We start from the raw sequence: 14,976 nt of genomic DNA, 5'->3' as shown, positions 1-14,976 counted from the left end.
GCATGCCCGACGCCGCCTTCGACCATATAGCACGCGCATTCGAATTACGGACGAGCTTCACCAGCTTCACCCGAACGTGTGGCGGGGCTAGGGTCGAGCCCATGATTGATCACGCTCATGACCTGGCATGTGTACGTGACGCGACCGAGCGGCTGCTCAACGCGGTCGCACAACTGGACAACGCCTCACTCGCCGAGTCGTCACGGCTTCCCGGCTGGAGCCGCGGCCATGTCCTCGCCCACCTCGCCCGCAACGCGGACGCGCTCGTGAACGTCCTCGAGGGCCGTCCCATGTACGCGAGCGCCGAGGCGCGGGACGCCGACATCGACAACGGCGCCGCGCGCCCTCTGGAGACCCAGCTCGCCGACCTGCGCGAGTCCACCGAGCGGTTCCGGGCGGCGGGGGACGCGCCCGCGGACTGGACGCGCACGGTGGAGCTGCGCAACGGGGTCACCGACGACGCGGCCCGGGTGCCGTTCCGCCGGTGGGGCGAGGTGGAGCTGCACCATGTGGACCTCGGGATCGGCTACGACCTGGAGGACCTCCCGGCCGAGTTCCTGGAGCGCGAGACCGACTTCCTGACCCGGCGCTTCTCCGGCAATCCCGACGTTCCCGCGACCCGTGTGACGGACGGCACGCACGAGTGGACCACGGGAAGGCCCGCGGACAAGCCCGAGGTCACCGTCGCGGGCACCCCGGCGGACCTGTTGGGCTGGCTCGCCGGCCGCCGCGACGGCTCCGCCCTGACGACGGACGGCGACGCTCTGCCGAAGCTTCCGCCGCTCTAGGTTTTGAACCCGCGGCACGGCAGAGCGCTTGCCGCCGCCGGACGAAGGTGCCGGGCGAAGGCGCCGGGCGAAAGGCGGGCGCTGCGGTTCGGAGGCGTGCGACGGTCAAGGTGGGTCGACGCCTCCGTGCTGCCGGAAATCCGCGTCGTCCGGTGAGGACGTTCGCGGTGCGGGTCGCTTGTGTCAGTGAGGCGTCGCCGCCGTCGTGGACGGCATAGGCTGATCACCATGACGTACACGGGCGAGGTCAGGGTCGGCGGGCCGGCGGATGTGCATGAGCTCAAGGACCTGATGATCACGAAGATCGCGGTCGGGCCGATGGACAACAACGCCTATCTGCTGCGCTGCCGGGCCACCGACGAGCAGCTGCTGATCGACGCCGCGAACGAGCCGCGGACGCTCCTGGGGATGATCGGTGACGACGGCATCGCGTCCGTCGTCACCACCCACCAGCACGGCGACCACTGGCAGGCGCTCGCCGAGGTCGTGGCCGCTACGGGCGCGCGCACGCACGCCGGCCGCGCGGACGCGCCCGGCATCACGGTGGCCACCGACGTGCTCGTGGACGACGGCGACGTCATCCGGGTGGGCCAGGTGGAACTCACCGCGCGCCACCTCGTCGGGCACACACCGGGCTCCATCGCGCTGGTCTACGACGACCCGCACGGCCATCCGCACGTCTTCACCGGCGACTGCCTCTTCCCGGGCGGCGTCGGCAACACGCGCAAGGACCCGAAGGCGTTCGCCAGTCTGATCCACGACGTGGAGACGAAGATCTTCGACGCGCTGCCGGACGAGACCTGGGTCTACCCGGGGCACGGCGACGACACCACGCTCGGCGCCGAGCGCCCGCATCTGCCGGAGTGGCACGCGCGCGGGTGGTGAACTCCGGCCGCCTGTAAGGGGTATGCCGTACGACCCGCACATGCGCCCGGCGCAAATGCCGTTCCGCGCGCCCCGTGTGAACGCTTCGCACGCGGCCGGCGCACACGCACGCTCCCCCGAGCCGGTGGCAGGCGGTCAACTGGTCGCGGCCCCGCCCGGGATGACGGCTCCCGAGCGGCAGGGCCGCCGGTCTGCCCACCCTGCCCTGGGCCGGCGGCCCGGGCCTGGGCTCCTGTACCGCCGCCCCGGCCCGCGTTACACGGCCGCAACACCCGCTCCCACTATGCGGACAAAAATGGTCGTGACCTCGACAAAGGCCGAGTTCGCTGCCACTCTCCCGCCATGCACCTCGCTTCTCGCACAGTGCGCCGCGCGGTAGCGGCCGCCACCCTCGCCCTGCTCGCCACCGCCGTCGGCTGCGCCCCGCAGCCCGAGGCGAAGTCGTCGGCCACCGCGCCCGGTTCGGCCGCCGCGAGCTGCGTCAAGGGCAAGCAGGCCACCAAGACGCCCGGGAAGCTGACCATCGCGACGGACGAGCCCGCCTACGAGCCGTGGTTCAAGGACGACAAGCCCGCCAACGGCAAGGGCTTCGAGTCCGCGGTCGCCTACGCCGTGGCCGAGCAACTCGGGTACGGCAAGGACAAGGTGGTCTGGCAGAGCGTGCCCTTCAACAAGGCGTTCGCGCCCGGTGTGAAGACCTTCGACTTCGACATCAACCAGGTTTCGATCAGCACCGAACGCAAAAAGGCCGTCGACTTCTCCTCCGGCTACTACGACGTGCGCCAGGCCGTCATCGCGCTCAAGGGCGGCAAGGCCGCCGAGGCGAAGAGCATCGCGGACCTGCGCGGCCTCAAACTGGGCGCCCAGGTGGGCACGACCAGCCTCGACTACATCACCGACGTGGTGAAGCCGAAGCAGGACCCCGCCGTCTACGCCAAGAACGACCAGGCCAAGTCCGCCTTGAAGAACGGTCAGGTCGACGCCGTCGTCACCGACCTGCCGACCGCTTTCTACATCACCTCGGCCGAGGTGACGAACGCCAAGATCGTCGGCCAGTTCGAGAACCAGGGCGGCACGCCCGAGCAGTTCGGCCTGGTACTCGACAAGGGCAGCGCGCTGACCCCGTGCGTGAGCGGCGCCGTCGACGCCCTGCGCAAGGACGGCACGCTGGCGCGGCTCGACCAGCGGTGGCTGTCCGACGCCGTCGGCGCCCCGGTGCTCAAGTGACCGTCACCAAGGGCGAGTCGGCCCGAGAGGGGGCCGACGACAAGGACGGCATGCCCGGCGACGACTACGTGCCCTCCGCGCGGCGGCTGGCGCGCGAACGCCACAAGCGGGCACGGACCCGCCGCGCGACGGCCGTCGCGGCGCTGTCCACCCTGGTCACCGCCGCCGTGCTCTACCTGGTCGTGGTGGACGCGCCCGGCTGGCCGCGCACCAAGGAGACGTTCTTCAGCGCCCAGTACGCGCGCGAGGCGCTCCCGAAGGTCCTCGAAGGGCTGTGGCTGAACGTCCGCCTGCTGCTGATCTGCGGTGTCGCCGTCCTGGTCCTCGGCATGCTGATCGCGATCGCGCGCACCCTGCGCGGCCCGGTGTTCTTCCCGCTGCGGGTGCTGGCGGCGGCGTACACCGACTTCTTCCGCGGGCTGCCGCTGATCATCAATCTGATGATCGTGGTGCTGGGCGTGCCGGCGCTGCGGCTCCAGGGTGTGACGGTCGATCCGGTGCTGCTCGGCGGTACGGCGCTGACGCTGACGTACTCGGCGTACGTCGCCGAGGTGTTCCGGGCCGGTATCGAGTCGATCCACCCCTCCCAGCGCGCGGCGGCCCGCTCGCTGGGTCTGACAAACCGCCAGGCCCTGCGCTACGTGGTGCTGCCCCAGGCGGTGCGCCGGCAGGTGCCGCCGCTGCTCAACGACCTGGTGTCGCTCCAGAAGGACACCGGCCTGGTGTCGATCGGCGGCGCGGTGGACGCCGTACGGGCGGCCGACATCATCGTGGGCCGCAGCCTGAACTACACGCCGTACATCGTGGCGGGCCTCGTGTTCGTGGCGCTGACCATTCCGATGACCCGCTTCACGGACTGGGTGACGGCCCGCCTTGACCGGCGGCGGGAACAGGGGGGATCCCTATGAGCGACGCGTCTGTGCTGCGCATGGAGTCGGTCCGCAAGACCTTTGGCGAGTCGGTGGTCCTGCGGGACGTCGACCTGGAGGTCGCCCCGCACACGGTGACCGCGCTGATCGGCGCCTCCGGGTCCGGGAAGTCGACGCTGCTGCGGTGCGCCAACCTCTTGGAGGAGATCGACGACGGCGCGATCTGGCTGGACGGCGAGGAGATCACCGATCCCCGGGCCGACCAGGACGCGGTGCGGCGCCGGATCGGCGTGGTCTTCCAGGCGTACAACCTCTTCCCGCACATGACCGTGCTGGACAACATCACGCTCGCTCCGCGCCGGGTGCACGGCGCCTCCCGCGCCGAGGCCGAGGAGCGGGCCAGGGGGCTGCTGGAGCGCCTCGGGCTGGCCGGCAAGGCGGACGCCTACCCGGACCGGCTCAGCGGCGGCCAGCAGCAGCGGGTGGCGATCGTACGGGCCCTCGCCGTGCGGCCCCGGCTGTTGCTGCTGGACGAGATCACGGCCGCGCTCGACCCCGAACTGGTGGGCGAGGTGCTGGAGGTGGTCCGGGGGCTGAAGGACGAGGGCATGACCATGGTGCTGGCCACCCATGAGATGGGCTTCGCGCGGGACGTCGCCGACCAGGTGTGCTTCCTGGACGGCGGGGTCGTTCTCGAACACGGCACCGCCGAGCAGGTGTTCGGGGATCCGCAGCAGGAACGCACCCGGCGCTTCCTGCGGCGGATCGTCGAGGCGGGTCGCCTGTAGGACCGCCGCGGGCCCCGCGCGGCAGGCGGCTACACGTCTGCCCGTGTGGCGCCCAGGAGTGCCACGACACGCGCGACGCCGAACGCGTAGCCCTGCACGCCGCAGCCCGCGATCACGCCGTCGGCACGCAGCGAGACGTACGAGTGGTGCCGGAACGTCTCGCGCTGGTGGATGTTGGAGATGTGCACCTCAAGAACGGGCATGCCGTCGCAGGTGTTGAGCGCGTCCAGGATCGCCACCGAAGTGTGCGAGTAGGCGCCGGGGTTGATGACGATGCCGCAGTGGCCCAGGCGCGCCTCATGGATCCAGTCGACCAGTTCGCCCTCGTGGTTGGACTGCCGGAAGTCGATCGTGCCACCGTGCGCGGCCGCCGCCTCGGCGCACAGCACCTCGACGTCGGCAAGTGTCTCCCTGCCGTAGATCTCCGGCTGGCGCTGGCCCAGCAGATTCAGGTTGGGCCCGTTGAGGATCATGATCGGGGCGTTGGCCAGGGTGCGGGGCACGGTTCCTCCGGTCGTTCAGGGCGGTGCGTCCGCGACCGCCGCTCGACCCCGGTCTATCACGGCTCCGGCGTGCGCTCCGGCCCCGTGCCCCACTCGCCCCGGGCGCGCGCTTCGGCCACTCGGTCACCCCTGTACGCCCCCGTAACCCGTGATCACGGTGGGTAGTTGAAGCACCATGCACGACGTACGCGCTGTCACCACAGCCTCTCTGCCGCGCCTGGCCGCCGCATCCCTCGCCGGCACCGCGGTCGAGTTCTACGACTTCTATGCCTACGGGACCGCGGCCGCGCTGGTCCTCGGGCCGCTGTTCTTCCCTTCCTTCTCTCCGGCCACCGGGACGCTGGCGGCGTTCGCGACGTTCGGCGTGGGTTTCGTGGCCAGGCCACTGGGCTCGGTGCTGTTCGGGCATCTCGGAGACCGGCGCGGACGGCGGCCGGTGCTCATCGCCTCGCTGCTGCTCACCAGCGCCTCGACAATCGCGGTGGGCTGTGTGCCCTCGTACGCCTCGATCGGCGTGGCCGCGCCCGTGCTGCTCCTGCTGCTGCGGTTTCTGCAAGGGTTCGGGCTCGGCGGCGAGTGGGGCGGGGCCGTACTGCTCACCGTCGAACACGCCCCCGCCGGACGGCGAGCCCTGTGGTCGAGCATTCCGCAGCTGGGGCCCGCGATCGGTTTCGTGCTCGCCAACGGAGTGACGCTGGCGCTGTCCACCGGGCTCTCCGACACGCAGTTCGCGCAGTGGGGCTGGCGGGTGCCGTTCTGGGCGGCCGCGGTGCCCGCGCTGGCGGGTCTGTGGCTGCGTTCGTCGCTCGCCGAGAGCCCCAGGTTCCTGGAGATCGACGACCACGCACGCGTGCCCTTCATGGAGGTCGTACGGCACCACAGACGGCTGGTACTGCTGGCCGCGGGTGCGCTGTCCGCCGGGTACGCGGTGTTCTACGCGGTGACGACCTGGTCACTGTCGTACGCCACGGAACGGCTCGATGTGAGCCGGAGCGTCATGCTGACCTGTGTCATGGCGGCGGTGCTCGTGCAGGCCCCGCTCATCCCCGCCGCGGCCTTGCTCGGCGACCGCTACGGGCGCCGGCCGCTGTGCGTGATGGGGTGTGCGGCCTGCGCGCTGTGGATGCTGCCCATGGTCTCGCTGCTGGCGACCGGCGAGCCAGTGCTGATGTTCCTCGGGATGCTGGGCGCGCTGCTCGCCTTCGTCACCGTGTTCTCGGTGGTCTCCGCCTATCTGCCGGAGCTGTTCGACGCCCGGGTGCGCTGCACGGGCGCCGCGGTGGGCTACAACCTCGGCGGGGTGTTCGGCGGCGCGCTCACCCCGATCGTGGCCACGGCGCTCGTACAGGGCGGCGGGCGCGTCCCCTGGGGCGTGGGCGGCTATCTGACCGGCATGGCGCTGCTCAGCCTGGGATGTTTCGCGCTGCTGCCGGAGACGCACCCGGCGCCGGTGCCCGCGGTGGAACCGGTGGCCGGCTCGGTCAGGGGTTGATCGCCAGCTCCAGGTAGGCCGCGAACAGCACCAGATGGACACCGCCCTGCAAGGGGGTGGCCCGGCCCGGCACCACGGTCAGGGAGGCGACCACCACCGTCAGCGCGAGCAGCAGCATATGGACGGGATCGAGGCCGAGGACGAGCGGCCCCGGCAGCCAGAGGGAGGCCAGTGCCACGGCCGGGATGGTCAGTCCGATACTGGCCATCGCCGAGCCCAGGGCGAGGTTGAGGCTGGTCTGCACACGGTCCCGGCGTGCGGCCCGCAACGCGGCGATGGTCTCCGGGAGCAGCACGAGCAGGGCGATGATCACGCCGACGACGGCCTGGCGCAGACCGGCCGCCGCCACGCCCGCCTCGATGGCGGGTGACACGCCCTTGGCCAGGCCGACCACCCCGACCAGCGCCAGAGCGAGCAGGCCCAGGCTGATCAGGGCCGTGCGCTTGGACGGGGGGCTGGCGTGGTCCTCGTTGTTGATGACCTCGCCCTGCCGGGTGATGGGCAGGAAGTAGTCCCGGTGCCGCACCGTCTGGGTGGCCACGAACAGGCCGTAGAGGATCAGTGAGGACAGCGCGGCGAAGGTCAACTGGAGCGTGGAGAACTCCGGTCCCGGCTTGCTGGTGGTGAAGGTCGGCAGCACCAGGCTCAGCGTGGCGAGGGTGGCGACCGTCGCGAGAGCGGCGCCGGAGCCCTCGGGGTTGAAGACGGCGGTGCCGTGCCGCAGCGAGGCGACGAGCAGGCAGATGCCGACGATGCCGTTGCAGGTGATCATCACGGCGGCGAAGACGGTGTCTCTGGCCAGGGTGGAGCTCTTGTCACCGCCGTCGGCCATCAGCGTGACGATCAGCGCCACCTCGATGACCGTGACGGCGATGGCCAGCACCAGGGAGCCCAGGGGCTCGCCGATGCGGTGGGCGATCACCTCGGCATGGTGCACCGCCGCGAGGACGGCCCCGGCGAGCACCACCGTCACCAGGGCGATGACCGGGCCCGGCATGGCACGGTGCCAGGTGAGGATCAGCAGGACGACCGCGAGCACCGGCACGGGGATCGTCCATCGCCGGGCGAGCGATCGCAGCCAAGTGATCATGCCGCGATCGTCGCAGAGTGCCACATGGTTCGCATTCTGTTCGTTCCGGATGCTTCCGTCCCTTCCTTGCGGCGCCCCGGGACCGGCCCGGGCCAGGCTCCGCGTGTCCGATCGTGTCCGAAGGAGGGCCCTCCGCAAGCGGAGGGCCCTCCCTGTGGGCGGCGGCCCTTACGAACCGCCGTGCGAGCCGTGGGGTCAGACGTCCACGGACTCCTTCTTCTCCGCGCTTTCGGAGTCGGCGCCCGCCGCGACGGCGGCCTGCTTCCTGGAAGCCATGAGGCTGGTGACCGTGGTGACGACCAGGACGGCGCAGATCACGCCGAGCGACACCGGGATGCTGATCTCGGGCACCGGGACGCCCGACTCGTGCAGGGCGTGCAGCACCAGCTTCACGCCGATGAAGCCGAGGATCACCGACAGGCCGTACGAGAGGTGGACCAGCTTCTTCAGCAGGCCACCCAGGAGGAAGTACAGCTGGCGCAGGCCCATCAGGGCGAAGGCGTTGGCGGTGAAGACGATGTACGGGTCCTGGGTCAGGCCGAAGATCGCGGGGATCGAGTCCAGGGCGAACAGGACATCGGTGGTGCCGATGGCGAGCATCACGACCAGCATCGGGGTCATGATCCGCTTGCCGTTCTGCCGGATCCACAGCTTGGTGCCGTGGTACCGGTCGGCCACGCCGAACCTGCGTTCCGCGGCCTTCAGCAGCCGGTTCTCCTCGAACTCCTCCTCACCCTCGTCGTCGGCGCGGGCCTCCTGGACGAGCTTCCAGGCGGTCCATACCAGGAAGGCGCCGAAGAGGTAGAACACCCAGGAGAAGTTCGTGACGATCGCGGCTCCGGCGGCGATGAACACCGCTCGCAGCACCAGGGCTATGAGGACGCCGATGAGCAGGACGCGCTGTTGGTAGAGCGCGGGAACCGCGAACTTCGTCATGATCAGGACGAAGATGAAGAGGTTGTCGACGCTCAGCGACTTCTCGGTGATGTAGCCCGCGAAGAACTCGCCGGCCGGCTGTCCGCCGCCGAAGAGGAACAGGCCGAGGCCGAAGAGGCCGGCCAGGACGATCCAGACGACGGTCCAGACACCGGCTTCTTTGATCGAGACCTCATGGGGCTTGCGCCCTATGAGGAAGTCGATTCCGATCAGGGCGACCAGACCCATGACGGTCAGGACCCACAGGGTCATGGAAACTTCCACGGCAACCTCCGGCATTTCGAGATGGCAAGCACAGATGCGTTGTCACTGCCGGAGGTCTCTTCCACCCGCACGGGGGCCGACGCCCCGGGACCGGAACCGGTCCGTATTGACGGGTGCGCCGCAGTCAGGGAGTACTCCCCTCCGCTTGAGAAGACAGTACCCCAATTACCAAGCATTGGTAAAGTAGAAGGCAAAGGAAAGTTCAAATCCGCAGCTCACGCTGACTTTACTTGTGCTTGATCAAGGCGGCGGCGACCTCGGCCAGCACCTGCTCCACGATGCGGCTGCCGACCGGCACCAGCGCGGGCTCGTAGGTCCAGGCATGGCCCACCCAGGGGTCGGCGAAGTGCTCGTCGGGGGCCGGGGTGAGGCGCATCAGCGAGCGCCACAGCGGGTCCAGCAGGGGGCCGTAGGCTGCGGCGTCCGCACGGTCCGCCACCAGCACCAGGTGCACGCCGACCGCCGGGCCCTCGTCCGCGAGGTAGCGCAGCCGGGTGATGGCCCGGTCGTCGAAGCCGTGCGGGAAGTCGTTGACGATCAGCAGCTGCCGTGCGGTGTCCACGTCGTCCGGCAGTGACCCGGCCGCACCGCCTCGCACCGCCATCTGCACCAGATCGACCCGCCGGGTGAGCCGTTCCAGTACGTCCATGACACCCGCCGCCCCGGTCGCGGGCGGTGCCGCGAGGACCCCGGCGCCGGTCAGCGGCCACAGCGCGCGGGTCCCCGCGCCGGCCGGGTCGATGACCCGCACGGCGAACTCCCCCGCCGGATGCACGGCGAGCAGCCGGGCCGCGAGCGCCACCGCCGTCTCCATGGCCGCCTGCCGCAGCGCGGTCGAGTCCGCGAAGGATCCCTCGGGCATGGCCGTGGCACCGCTGTCGATCCACAGACCGTGCTCCAGCGGCAACCTGACCAGCAGCGGGATGCGCAACGGCAGGCTCTCGGGCAGATGCAGATCGCCGAGCCGAAGCGCCATCGGCGGCTCGGCGGGCACTCGGTAGCCGTGCCAGGCAGGGCTGTCCCAGCGGGCGTAGGCGGGCGGGAGCGCCGGTTCGACCACCTCGGACTCCGCGGTGAGCTGGGCGAGGTCGCGGTCGAGGACGGCGCGCGCCTGGTCGACCAGCTGGTCCCGGCGGGTCTGGGCCGCCTCGCGCGCGGCCGCGTTCCCGTCGCCGAGGCGGGCGCGCGGGTCGGCGAGGGCCTGGTCGAGCTCTCTCTCCAGGCGGGTGTCGGCGAAGTCGACGGCACCGCGGTACGCGGCCATGGCCCGCGCCAGGTCCTCGAACATGCCCCAGACCTGGTTGTACAGCCGCTCCTCCATCGACCACCCCACGGCGTCGCCCGCGACCGGCGGGGCGGGCTGTCCGTCGGCGGCCGGGCAGGCCGCAGGCGTGGGCGAGGGCGGTGCGGTGTGCCGCGGTCGGCGGGGGTGGGAGTAGTCGATCGGCCCGCCGAGGGTGGGGGCGCCCGCCGGCGCCGGGGTGTCGAGGGCGGGGGCGCCTTCCGGCGCCGGGGTGTCGTACGGGTTGCGGGCCGCGTCGTTCGCGCGGTGCGTGCCGTGGTCGTACGCGGCCGTGGGGCCGGGGTTCGTGGTCCCGTGTATGGCGGCGGCGAGCATGCCGGCCTCGGGCAGACCCTGGTCGGCGAAGAGGGCGGGGAGGCCGCCGGCATAGCCCTGGCCCATCGCGCGGATCTTCCAGGCGCCCTGCCTGCGGTACAGCTCCAGGGCGATCAGGGCCGCCTCGGTGTCCAGGCCGCTGACGGTGTAGCGGGCGATCTCGGTGCCGTCGGGGCCGTGCACCGCGGTGCGCGGGGCGGGGACGGCGCCGAATCGGAGCGGGCCCGTGGTCCCGATGGGCAGGGCGAGGAAGACACCGACCCGGTGGACGGCCTCGGGCACGGCCGACAGGTCCACGGCCAGGCGGTGTTCGGCGGCTGCCTGCCCGGAGACCTCGACACCGGGGAGCGTGGGGGCACCGGGGTGGGCGATCAGCTGGGGGCCGCGCACCGTGCCGTTCTCGTCGCCGAGCGTGGCACCGGCCAGGACCGGGACCCCGACCGAGATCCGGATCTCCAGCCGGACCTGGGGCAACGGGTGGTTCTGTCCCCGCACCAGCTCGGCCGTCATCCCCGTCGCCCCCGTGTCGTGTTGTGGTGAAGCCCCGGCCGCCGGATCCGCGGCTACAGGTGCGGCAGGATCGCCGGCATCAGGTCCTGGAAGGTGCGCCCATTGGCGGCGGTGCCGAGGGCGGTCATCGTCCAGCCCGAGCCCGCACGGTGCACCTTGGCCATGATCTGGGCGGTGTACTCGCCGCCGCCGGCCAGCGTGTAGCGGGCGAGTTCCTGGCCGTTGGACTCGTCCACCAGACGGCAGAACGCGTTCTCCACCTCTTGGAAGGTCTGGCCCGTGAAGGAGTTCACGGTGAAGACGATCTGGTCGATGTGGACCGGGACGCGCTGGAGGTCCACGAGGATCGCCTCGTCGTCGCCGCCCTGGCCGACGCCGCCCACCAGGTTGTCGCCGGTGTGGCGCACCGATCCGTCGTCGCTCACCAGGTGCCGGAAGAAGACGACGTCGACCGGCTGCTTCTCGGCGAAGAGCACCGCGGAGGCGTCCAGGTCGATCTCCTTGGTGCGCGAGCCGAACAGACCGCGGCGCTTGGCCGCCTGCCAGCCCAGCCCCATACGGACCGCGGTGAGGGTGCCCCCGTCGTTCTTCTCCAGGCTGATGGCCTGACCCTTGCTCAAGTTGACGGACACGGCTGAATCCCCTCTCGAAGGTCCCCTGTTGCCGCAGACCGCGCGGCTGATTCAGAACCCTACGCAGAGACACTGACACCGCCGCACCCCGGCCCGCGCTTTGTGTCGGTGTTGCAACACTCTGGGCGCGTATGCCGAGGTCCGGCGGCATCTGGTGGATCAGGCGATGCCCGCCTCCCGCATCTGGCGCAGCTCCTTCTTCATCTCCGAGACCTCGTCACGCAGCCGGGCCGCGATCTCGAACTGGAGCTCCGCGGCGGCGGCGCGCATGCGCTCGGTCATCTCCTCGATCTGTTCGGCGAGTTCGGCCGCCGGACGGTCCGTCGGCACCGTGGCCGCGGCCTTGCCCTTCGCGCCCTTGGCCGCCTTGCCGCCCTTGACCGCCTTGTCGCTCAGCGCGGGCACGGGGGCCTTGGCGCCCTTGCCGTCCTTCGACTTGCGGTAGCCGCTGCCGAGGAGCTGCTCGGTGTCGACCTCCTCGCGGGCGATCTGCGCGACGATGTCGTTGATCTTCTTGCGCAGCGGCTGCGGGTCGATGCCGTTGGCCTTGTTGTAGGCGATCTGCTTCTCGCGGCGGCGGTTGGTCTCGTCGATGGCGCGGTCCATCGCCGGGGTGATCTTGTCGGCGTACATATGAACCTGACCGGAGACGTTGCGCGCCGCGCGGCCGATCGTCTGGATCAGTGACGTACCGGAGCGCAGGAAGCCCTCCTTGTCGGCGTCGAGGATCGCCACCAGGGAGACCTCGGGCAGGTCGAGACCCTCTCGCAGCAGGTTGATGCCGACCAGGACGTCGTACTCACCAGCGCGCAGTTCGCGCAGCAGTTCCACACGGCGCAGGGTGTCGACGTCGCTGTGCAGATAGCGCACCTGGATGCCCAGTTCCAGGAAGTAGTCGGTGAGGTCCTCCGCCATCTTCTTGGTGAGCGTGGTGACCAGGACGCGCTCGTCCTTGTCGGTGCGCTTGCGGATCTCGTGCACCAGGTCGTCGATCTGGCCCTCGGTGGGCTTGACCACGACCTCGGGGTCGACCAGGCCGGTCGGGCGGATGATCTGCTCGACGACGCCGTCGGAGCGCGACAGCTCGTAGTTTCCCGGGGTGGCCGACAGGTAGACGGTCTGTCCGACGCGCTTCTGGAACTCCTCCCACTTCAGGGGCCGGTTGTCCAGGGCGGAGGGCAGGCGGAAGCCGTGCTCCACGAGGGTGCGCTTACGGGAGGCGTCGCCCTCGTACATCGCGCCGATCTGCGGGACGGTGACGTGCGACTCGTCGATGACGAGCAGGAAGTCGTCCGGGAAGTAGTCGAGCAGGGTGTTGGGCGGGGAGCCGGGCAGGCGGCCGTCGAAGTGCATCGAGTAGTTCTCCACGCCGGAGCAGGTGCCGATCTGGCGGAGCATCTCGATGTCGTAGGTGGTGCGCATCCGCAGCCGCTGGGCCTCCAGGAGCTTGCCCTGCTTCTCCATCTCGGCCAGGCGCTCGGCCAGCTCCTTCTCGATGTCGTTGACGGCCCGCTCCATGCGCTCGGGCCCTGCGATGTAGTGGGAGGCGGGGAAGACGTACAGCTGCTGGTCGTCGCTGATGATCTCGCCGGTGAGCGGGTGGAGGGTGGACAGCGCCTCGATCTCGTCGCCGAACATCTCGATGCGGACGGCGAGCTCCTCGTAGACCGGGAAGATCTCGATGGTGTCGCCGCGGACGCGGAAGGTGCCGCGGGTGAAGGCCAGGTCGTTGCGCGTGTACTGGATGTCGACGAAGCGGCGCAGCAGCTCGTCCCGGTCGATCTCGTCGCCGACTCTGAGGGGGACCATGCGGTCCACGTACTCCTGCGGGGTGCCCAGGCCGTAGATGCAGGACACCGAGGCGACCACGACGACGTCACGGCGGGTGAGCAGCGAGTTGGTCGCCGAGTGGCGCAGCCGCTCGACCTCCTCGTTGATCGAGGAGTCCTTCTCGATGTAGGTGTCCGACTGCGGGACGTACGCCTCGGGCTGGTAGTAGTCGTAGTACGAGACGAAGTATTCGACCGCGTTGTTCGGGAGGAGCTCGCGGAACTCGTTGGCCAGCTGGGCGGCCAGTGTCTTGTTCGGCGCCATCACCAGGGTGGGGCGCTGGAGCTTCTCGATCATCCACGCGGTGGTGGCGGACTTGCCGGTGCCGGTCGCGCCCAGCAGGACGACGTCCTTCTCACCGGCCTTGATGCGCTTGGCCAGGTCGGCGATGGCCGTCGGCTGGTCGCCGCTGGGCTGGTAGGGACTGACGACCTCGATGGGCGCCACCGTGCGTTCGATGTGGGAAACGGGCCGCATGCCATCAACCGTACGACCCCCCACTGACAACGGGTCCCGATCAGCGGTTCTGCGAGGCGCGGGCGCCCTGCCGTACGGGCCTGCGGTCGGGGTGTATGTGCTGGTGGGGGGCGGATCGGGGGTCGGTACGGGGGGCGAGCGCGGCGGCCGGGACTCCGGGGGCGGGCAGGGCGGGCGCCCGGTCGGGGTGGCGCAGGACCAGCATCGGGTCGAGGATCACGACGACCCCGGCGAGGACCAGGAGGACGAGGGGGCCGAGCAGCATGGGGACGAGCGCGGACGCGTCCGGTGTGTCGGCGGCGATCTCGGCGGTGCCGTCGAGGCGGACGCTGAGGGCCGCCATGGCCATGTAGTGCATGCCGCTGACGGCGAGGCCCATCAGGAGGCTCGCCCCCACGGTCGGCAGCGGGCCGCGGGCGCGTCCGGCGGCCCACAGGGCGGCGGTGGCGGCGGCGACCGCTATGGCGACGGAGGCGACGACTTTGGGCGTGCTGTAGGCGAAGCTCCCGTGGAAACGCATCCCGGCCATACCGAGGTAGTGCATCGAGGCGACGCCCAGTCCGGTGACGGTGCCGCCGGTGAAGAGCGGTGCACCGGTGGCGCCCCGGTAGCCGACGATGAAGACTCCCACGCCGACCATGAGGACGGCGAGTCCGAGGCTCGCGTAGGTGACCGGCTCGTCGTAGTGGACCGGTGCCTGCTCGATGCTGAAGCCCATCATGGCGACGAAGTGCATGGTCCAGGTGCCGCAGCCGAGCGCGGCGGCACCGAGGGCCAGCCAGGCCGGCCGGTGCGCGTGCGTGACCAGCAGGGACCGCGTGATGCAGCGCAGCCCGAGGGCGCCACCGAGGCAGGCCATCAGAAAGGCCACCAACGGGGTGACGGCCCCGTAGCCAAAACCGTCGACCGTGCCCTGCATCCGCGGCTGCCCTTCGCCCTCGTGTGTCCCGGAAACCCTGAAGATCCGCGCCGTGCCAGGACCGCGCGGGCGGCCGGGGGTGTCGCAGAGAGTATGACTGCCACCGGAATGGTCGAACGACTTTCCGACAAAGAAACACGGCCTTGCC

13 protein-coding genes are annotated in these 14,976 nt (G+C 70.5%); 6 read left to right on the top strand and 7 right to left on the bottom strand.

The features are described from left to right. Positions 1 to 101 precede the first annotated feature (101 nt). The 5 genes from HEP81_RS29000 to HEP81_RS28980 all read left to right on the top strand — a co-directional run bounded on the left by HEP81_RS29000 (position 102) and on the right by HEP81_RS28980 (position 4,557). Complete coding sequence (locus HEP81_RS29000) at positions 102 to 788, top strand: maleylpyruvate isomerase family mycothiol-dependent enzyme (RefSeq protein WP_037662699.1); 687 nt, start codon at positions 102 to 104, stop codon at positions 786 to 788. A gap of 228 nt (positions 789 to 1,016) precedes the next feature. Next, positions 1,017 to 1,673, top strand: coding sequence for an MBL fold metallo-hydrolase (locus tag HEP81_RS28995; protein WP_037662697.1), 657 nt, complete (start codon positions 1,017 to 1,019; stop codon positions 1,671 to 1,673). A 342-nt stretch (positions 1,674 to 2,015) separates the two neighbouring features. Continuing rightward, positions 2,016 to 2,900, top strand: a complete 885-nt coding sequence (locus HEP81_RS28990) for an ABC transporter substrate-binding protein (protein ID WP_037662695.1) — start codon at positions 2,016 to 2,018, stop codon at positions 2,898 to 2,900. Further along, entirely contained in the window at positions 2,897 to 3,808 is a 912-nt protein-coding gene (locus tag HEP81_RS28985) for an amino acid ABC transporter permease (RefSeq protein ID WP_037662693.1), read from the top strand. The genes HEP81_RS28990 and HEP81_RS28985 overlap by 4 nt, the downstream gene beginning before the upstream one ends. After that, positions 3,805 to 4,557, top strand: a complete 753-nt coding sequence (locus tag HEP81_RS28980) for an amino acid ABC transporter ATP-binding protein (protein WP_037662691.1) — start codon at positions 3,805 to 3,807, stop codon at positions 4,555 to 4,557. Before HEP81_RS28985 ends, HEP81_RS28980 begins: the two co-directional genes overlap by 4 nt. Before the next feature lie 29 nt (positions 4,558 to 4,586). On the opposite strand, the gene aroQ is transcribed toward HEP81_RS28980, so the two are convergent. Continuing rightward, positions 4,587 to 5,060 (bottom strand): type II 3-dehydroquinate dehydratase, encoded by a 474-nt coding sequence (aroQ, locus tag HEP81_RS28975; protein WP_037662690.1) that lies wholly within the window; start codon positions 5,058 to 5,060, stop codon positions 4,587 to 4,589. Positions 5,061 to 5,235: 175 nt separating this feature from the next. Here aroQ and HEP81_RS28970 point away from each other — a divergent pair, with 175 nt between their 5' ends. After that, positions 5,236 to 6,552 carry an MFS transporter gene (locus HEP81_RS28970; RefSeq protein ID WP_172636996.1) on the top strand — a complete coding sequence of 439 codons (1,317 nt, stop codon included), beginning with the start codon at positions 5,236 to 5,238 and terminating at the stop codon, positions 6,550 to 6,552. On the opposite strand, the gene HEP81_RS28965 is transcribed toward HEP81_RS28970, so the two are convergent. From HEP81_RS28965 to HEP81_RS28940, 6 genes are all read right to left on the bottom strand, one after another. Next, positions 6,542 to 7,642 (bottom strand): calcium:cation antiporter, encoded by a 1,101-nt coding sequence (locus HEP81_RS28965; protein WP_037662728.1) that lies wholly within the window; start codon positions 7,640 to 7,642, stop codon positions 6,542 to 6,544. The two genes, HEP81_RS28970 and HEP81_RS28965, sit on opposite strands and share 11 nt — an antisense overlap. A 195-nt stretch (positions 7,643 to 7,837) precedes the next feature. Continuing rightward, positions 7,838 to 8,842, bottom strand: a complete 1,005-nt coding sequence (locus HEP81_RS28960) for a TerC family protein (RefSeq protein ID WP_037662688.1) — start codon at positions 8,840 to 8,842, stop codon at positions 7,838 to 7,840. Positions 8,843 to 9,068: 226 nt separating this feature from the next. Continuing rightward, positions 9,069 to 10,970, bottom strand: coding sequence for a TerD family protein (locus HEP81_RS28955; protein ID WP_037662687.1), 1,902 nt, complete (start codon positions 10,968 to 10,970; stop codon positions 9,069 to 9,071). A 53-nt stretch (positions 10,971 to 11,023) separates the two neighbouring features. Then, positions 11,024 to 11,602 carry a TerD family protein gene (locus tag HEP81_RS28950; protein WP_037662684.1) on the bottom strand — a complete coding sequence of 193 codons (579 nt, stop codon included), beginning with the start codon at positions 11,600 to 11,602 and terminating at the stop codon, positions 11,024 to 11,026. A gap of 159 nt (positions 11,603 to 11,761) precedes the next feature. Continuing rightward, a complete protein-coding gene (gene uvrB / locus HEP81_RS28945) occupies positions 11,762 to 13,909 on the bottom strand; it encodes an excinuclease ABC subunit UvrB (protein WP_037662681.1) in 2,148 nt (715 codons plus the stop codon). 40 nt (positions 13,910 to 13,949) lie between these two features. After that, positions 13,950 to 14,828 (bottom strand): MHYT domain-containing protein, encoded by an 879-nt coding sequence (locus HEP81_RS28940; protein ID WP_037662679.1) that lies wholly within the window; start codon positions 14,826 to 14,828, stop codon positions 13,950 to 13,952. Positions 14,829 to 14,976 lie beyond the last annotated feature (148 nt).

It is taken from the genome of Streptomyces griseofuscus (genome assembly GCF_014673495.1).
Classification (GTDB): Bacteria; Actinomycetota; Actinomycetes; order Streptomycetales; family Streptomycetaceae; genus Streptomyces; species Streptomyces murinus.
This window is presented reverse-complemented; position numbering and strand designations above follow the sequence as displayed.

What these genes read in the sequence shown, in the direction of transcription:
- HEP81_RS29000 (WP_037662699.1), top strand. Translation starts at nt 102, where the DNA reads ATGATTGATCACGCTCATGACCTGGCATGTGTACGTGACGCGACCGAG.
- HEP81_RS28995 (WP_037662697.1), top strand. Translation starts at nt 1,017, where the DNA reads ATGACGTACACGGGCGAGGTCAGGGTCGGCGGGCCGGCGGATGTGCAT.
- HEP81_RS28990 (WP_037662695.1), top strand. Translation starts at nt 2,016, where the DNA reads ATGCACCTCGCTTCTCGCACAGTGCGCCGCGCGGTAGCGGCCGCCACC.
- HEP81_RS28980 (WP_037662691.1), top strand. Translation starts at nt 3,805, where the DNA reads ATGAGCGACGCGTCTGTGCTGCGCATGGAGTCGGTCCGCAAGACCTTT.
- HEP81_RS28970 (WP_172636996.1), top strand. Translation starts at nt 5,236, where the DNA reads ATGCACGACGTACGCGCTGTCACCACAGCCTCTCTGCCGCGCCTGGCC.
- HEP81_RS28965 (WP_037662728.1), bottom strand. Translation starts at nt 7,642, where the DNA reads ATGATCACTTGGCTGCGATCGCTCGCCCGGCGATGGACGATCCCCGTG.
- HEP81_RS28955 (WP_037662687.1), bottom strand. Translation starts at nt 10,970, where the DNA reads ATGACGGCCGAGCTGGTGCGGGGACAGAACCACCCGTTGCCCCAGGTC.
- uvrB (WP_037662681.1), bottom strand. Translation starts at nt 13,909, where the DNA reads ATGCGGCCCGTTTCCCACATCGAACGCACGGTGGCGCCCATCGAGGTC.
- HEP81_RS28940 (WP_037662679.1), bottom strand. Translation starts at nt 14,828, where the DNA reads ATGCAGGGCACGGTCGACGGTTTTGGCTACGGGGCCGTCACCCCGTTG.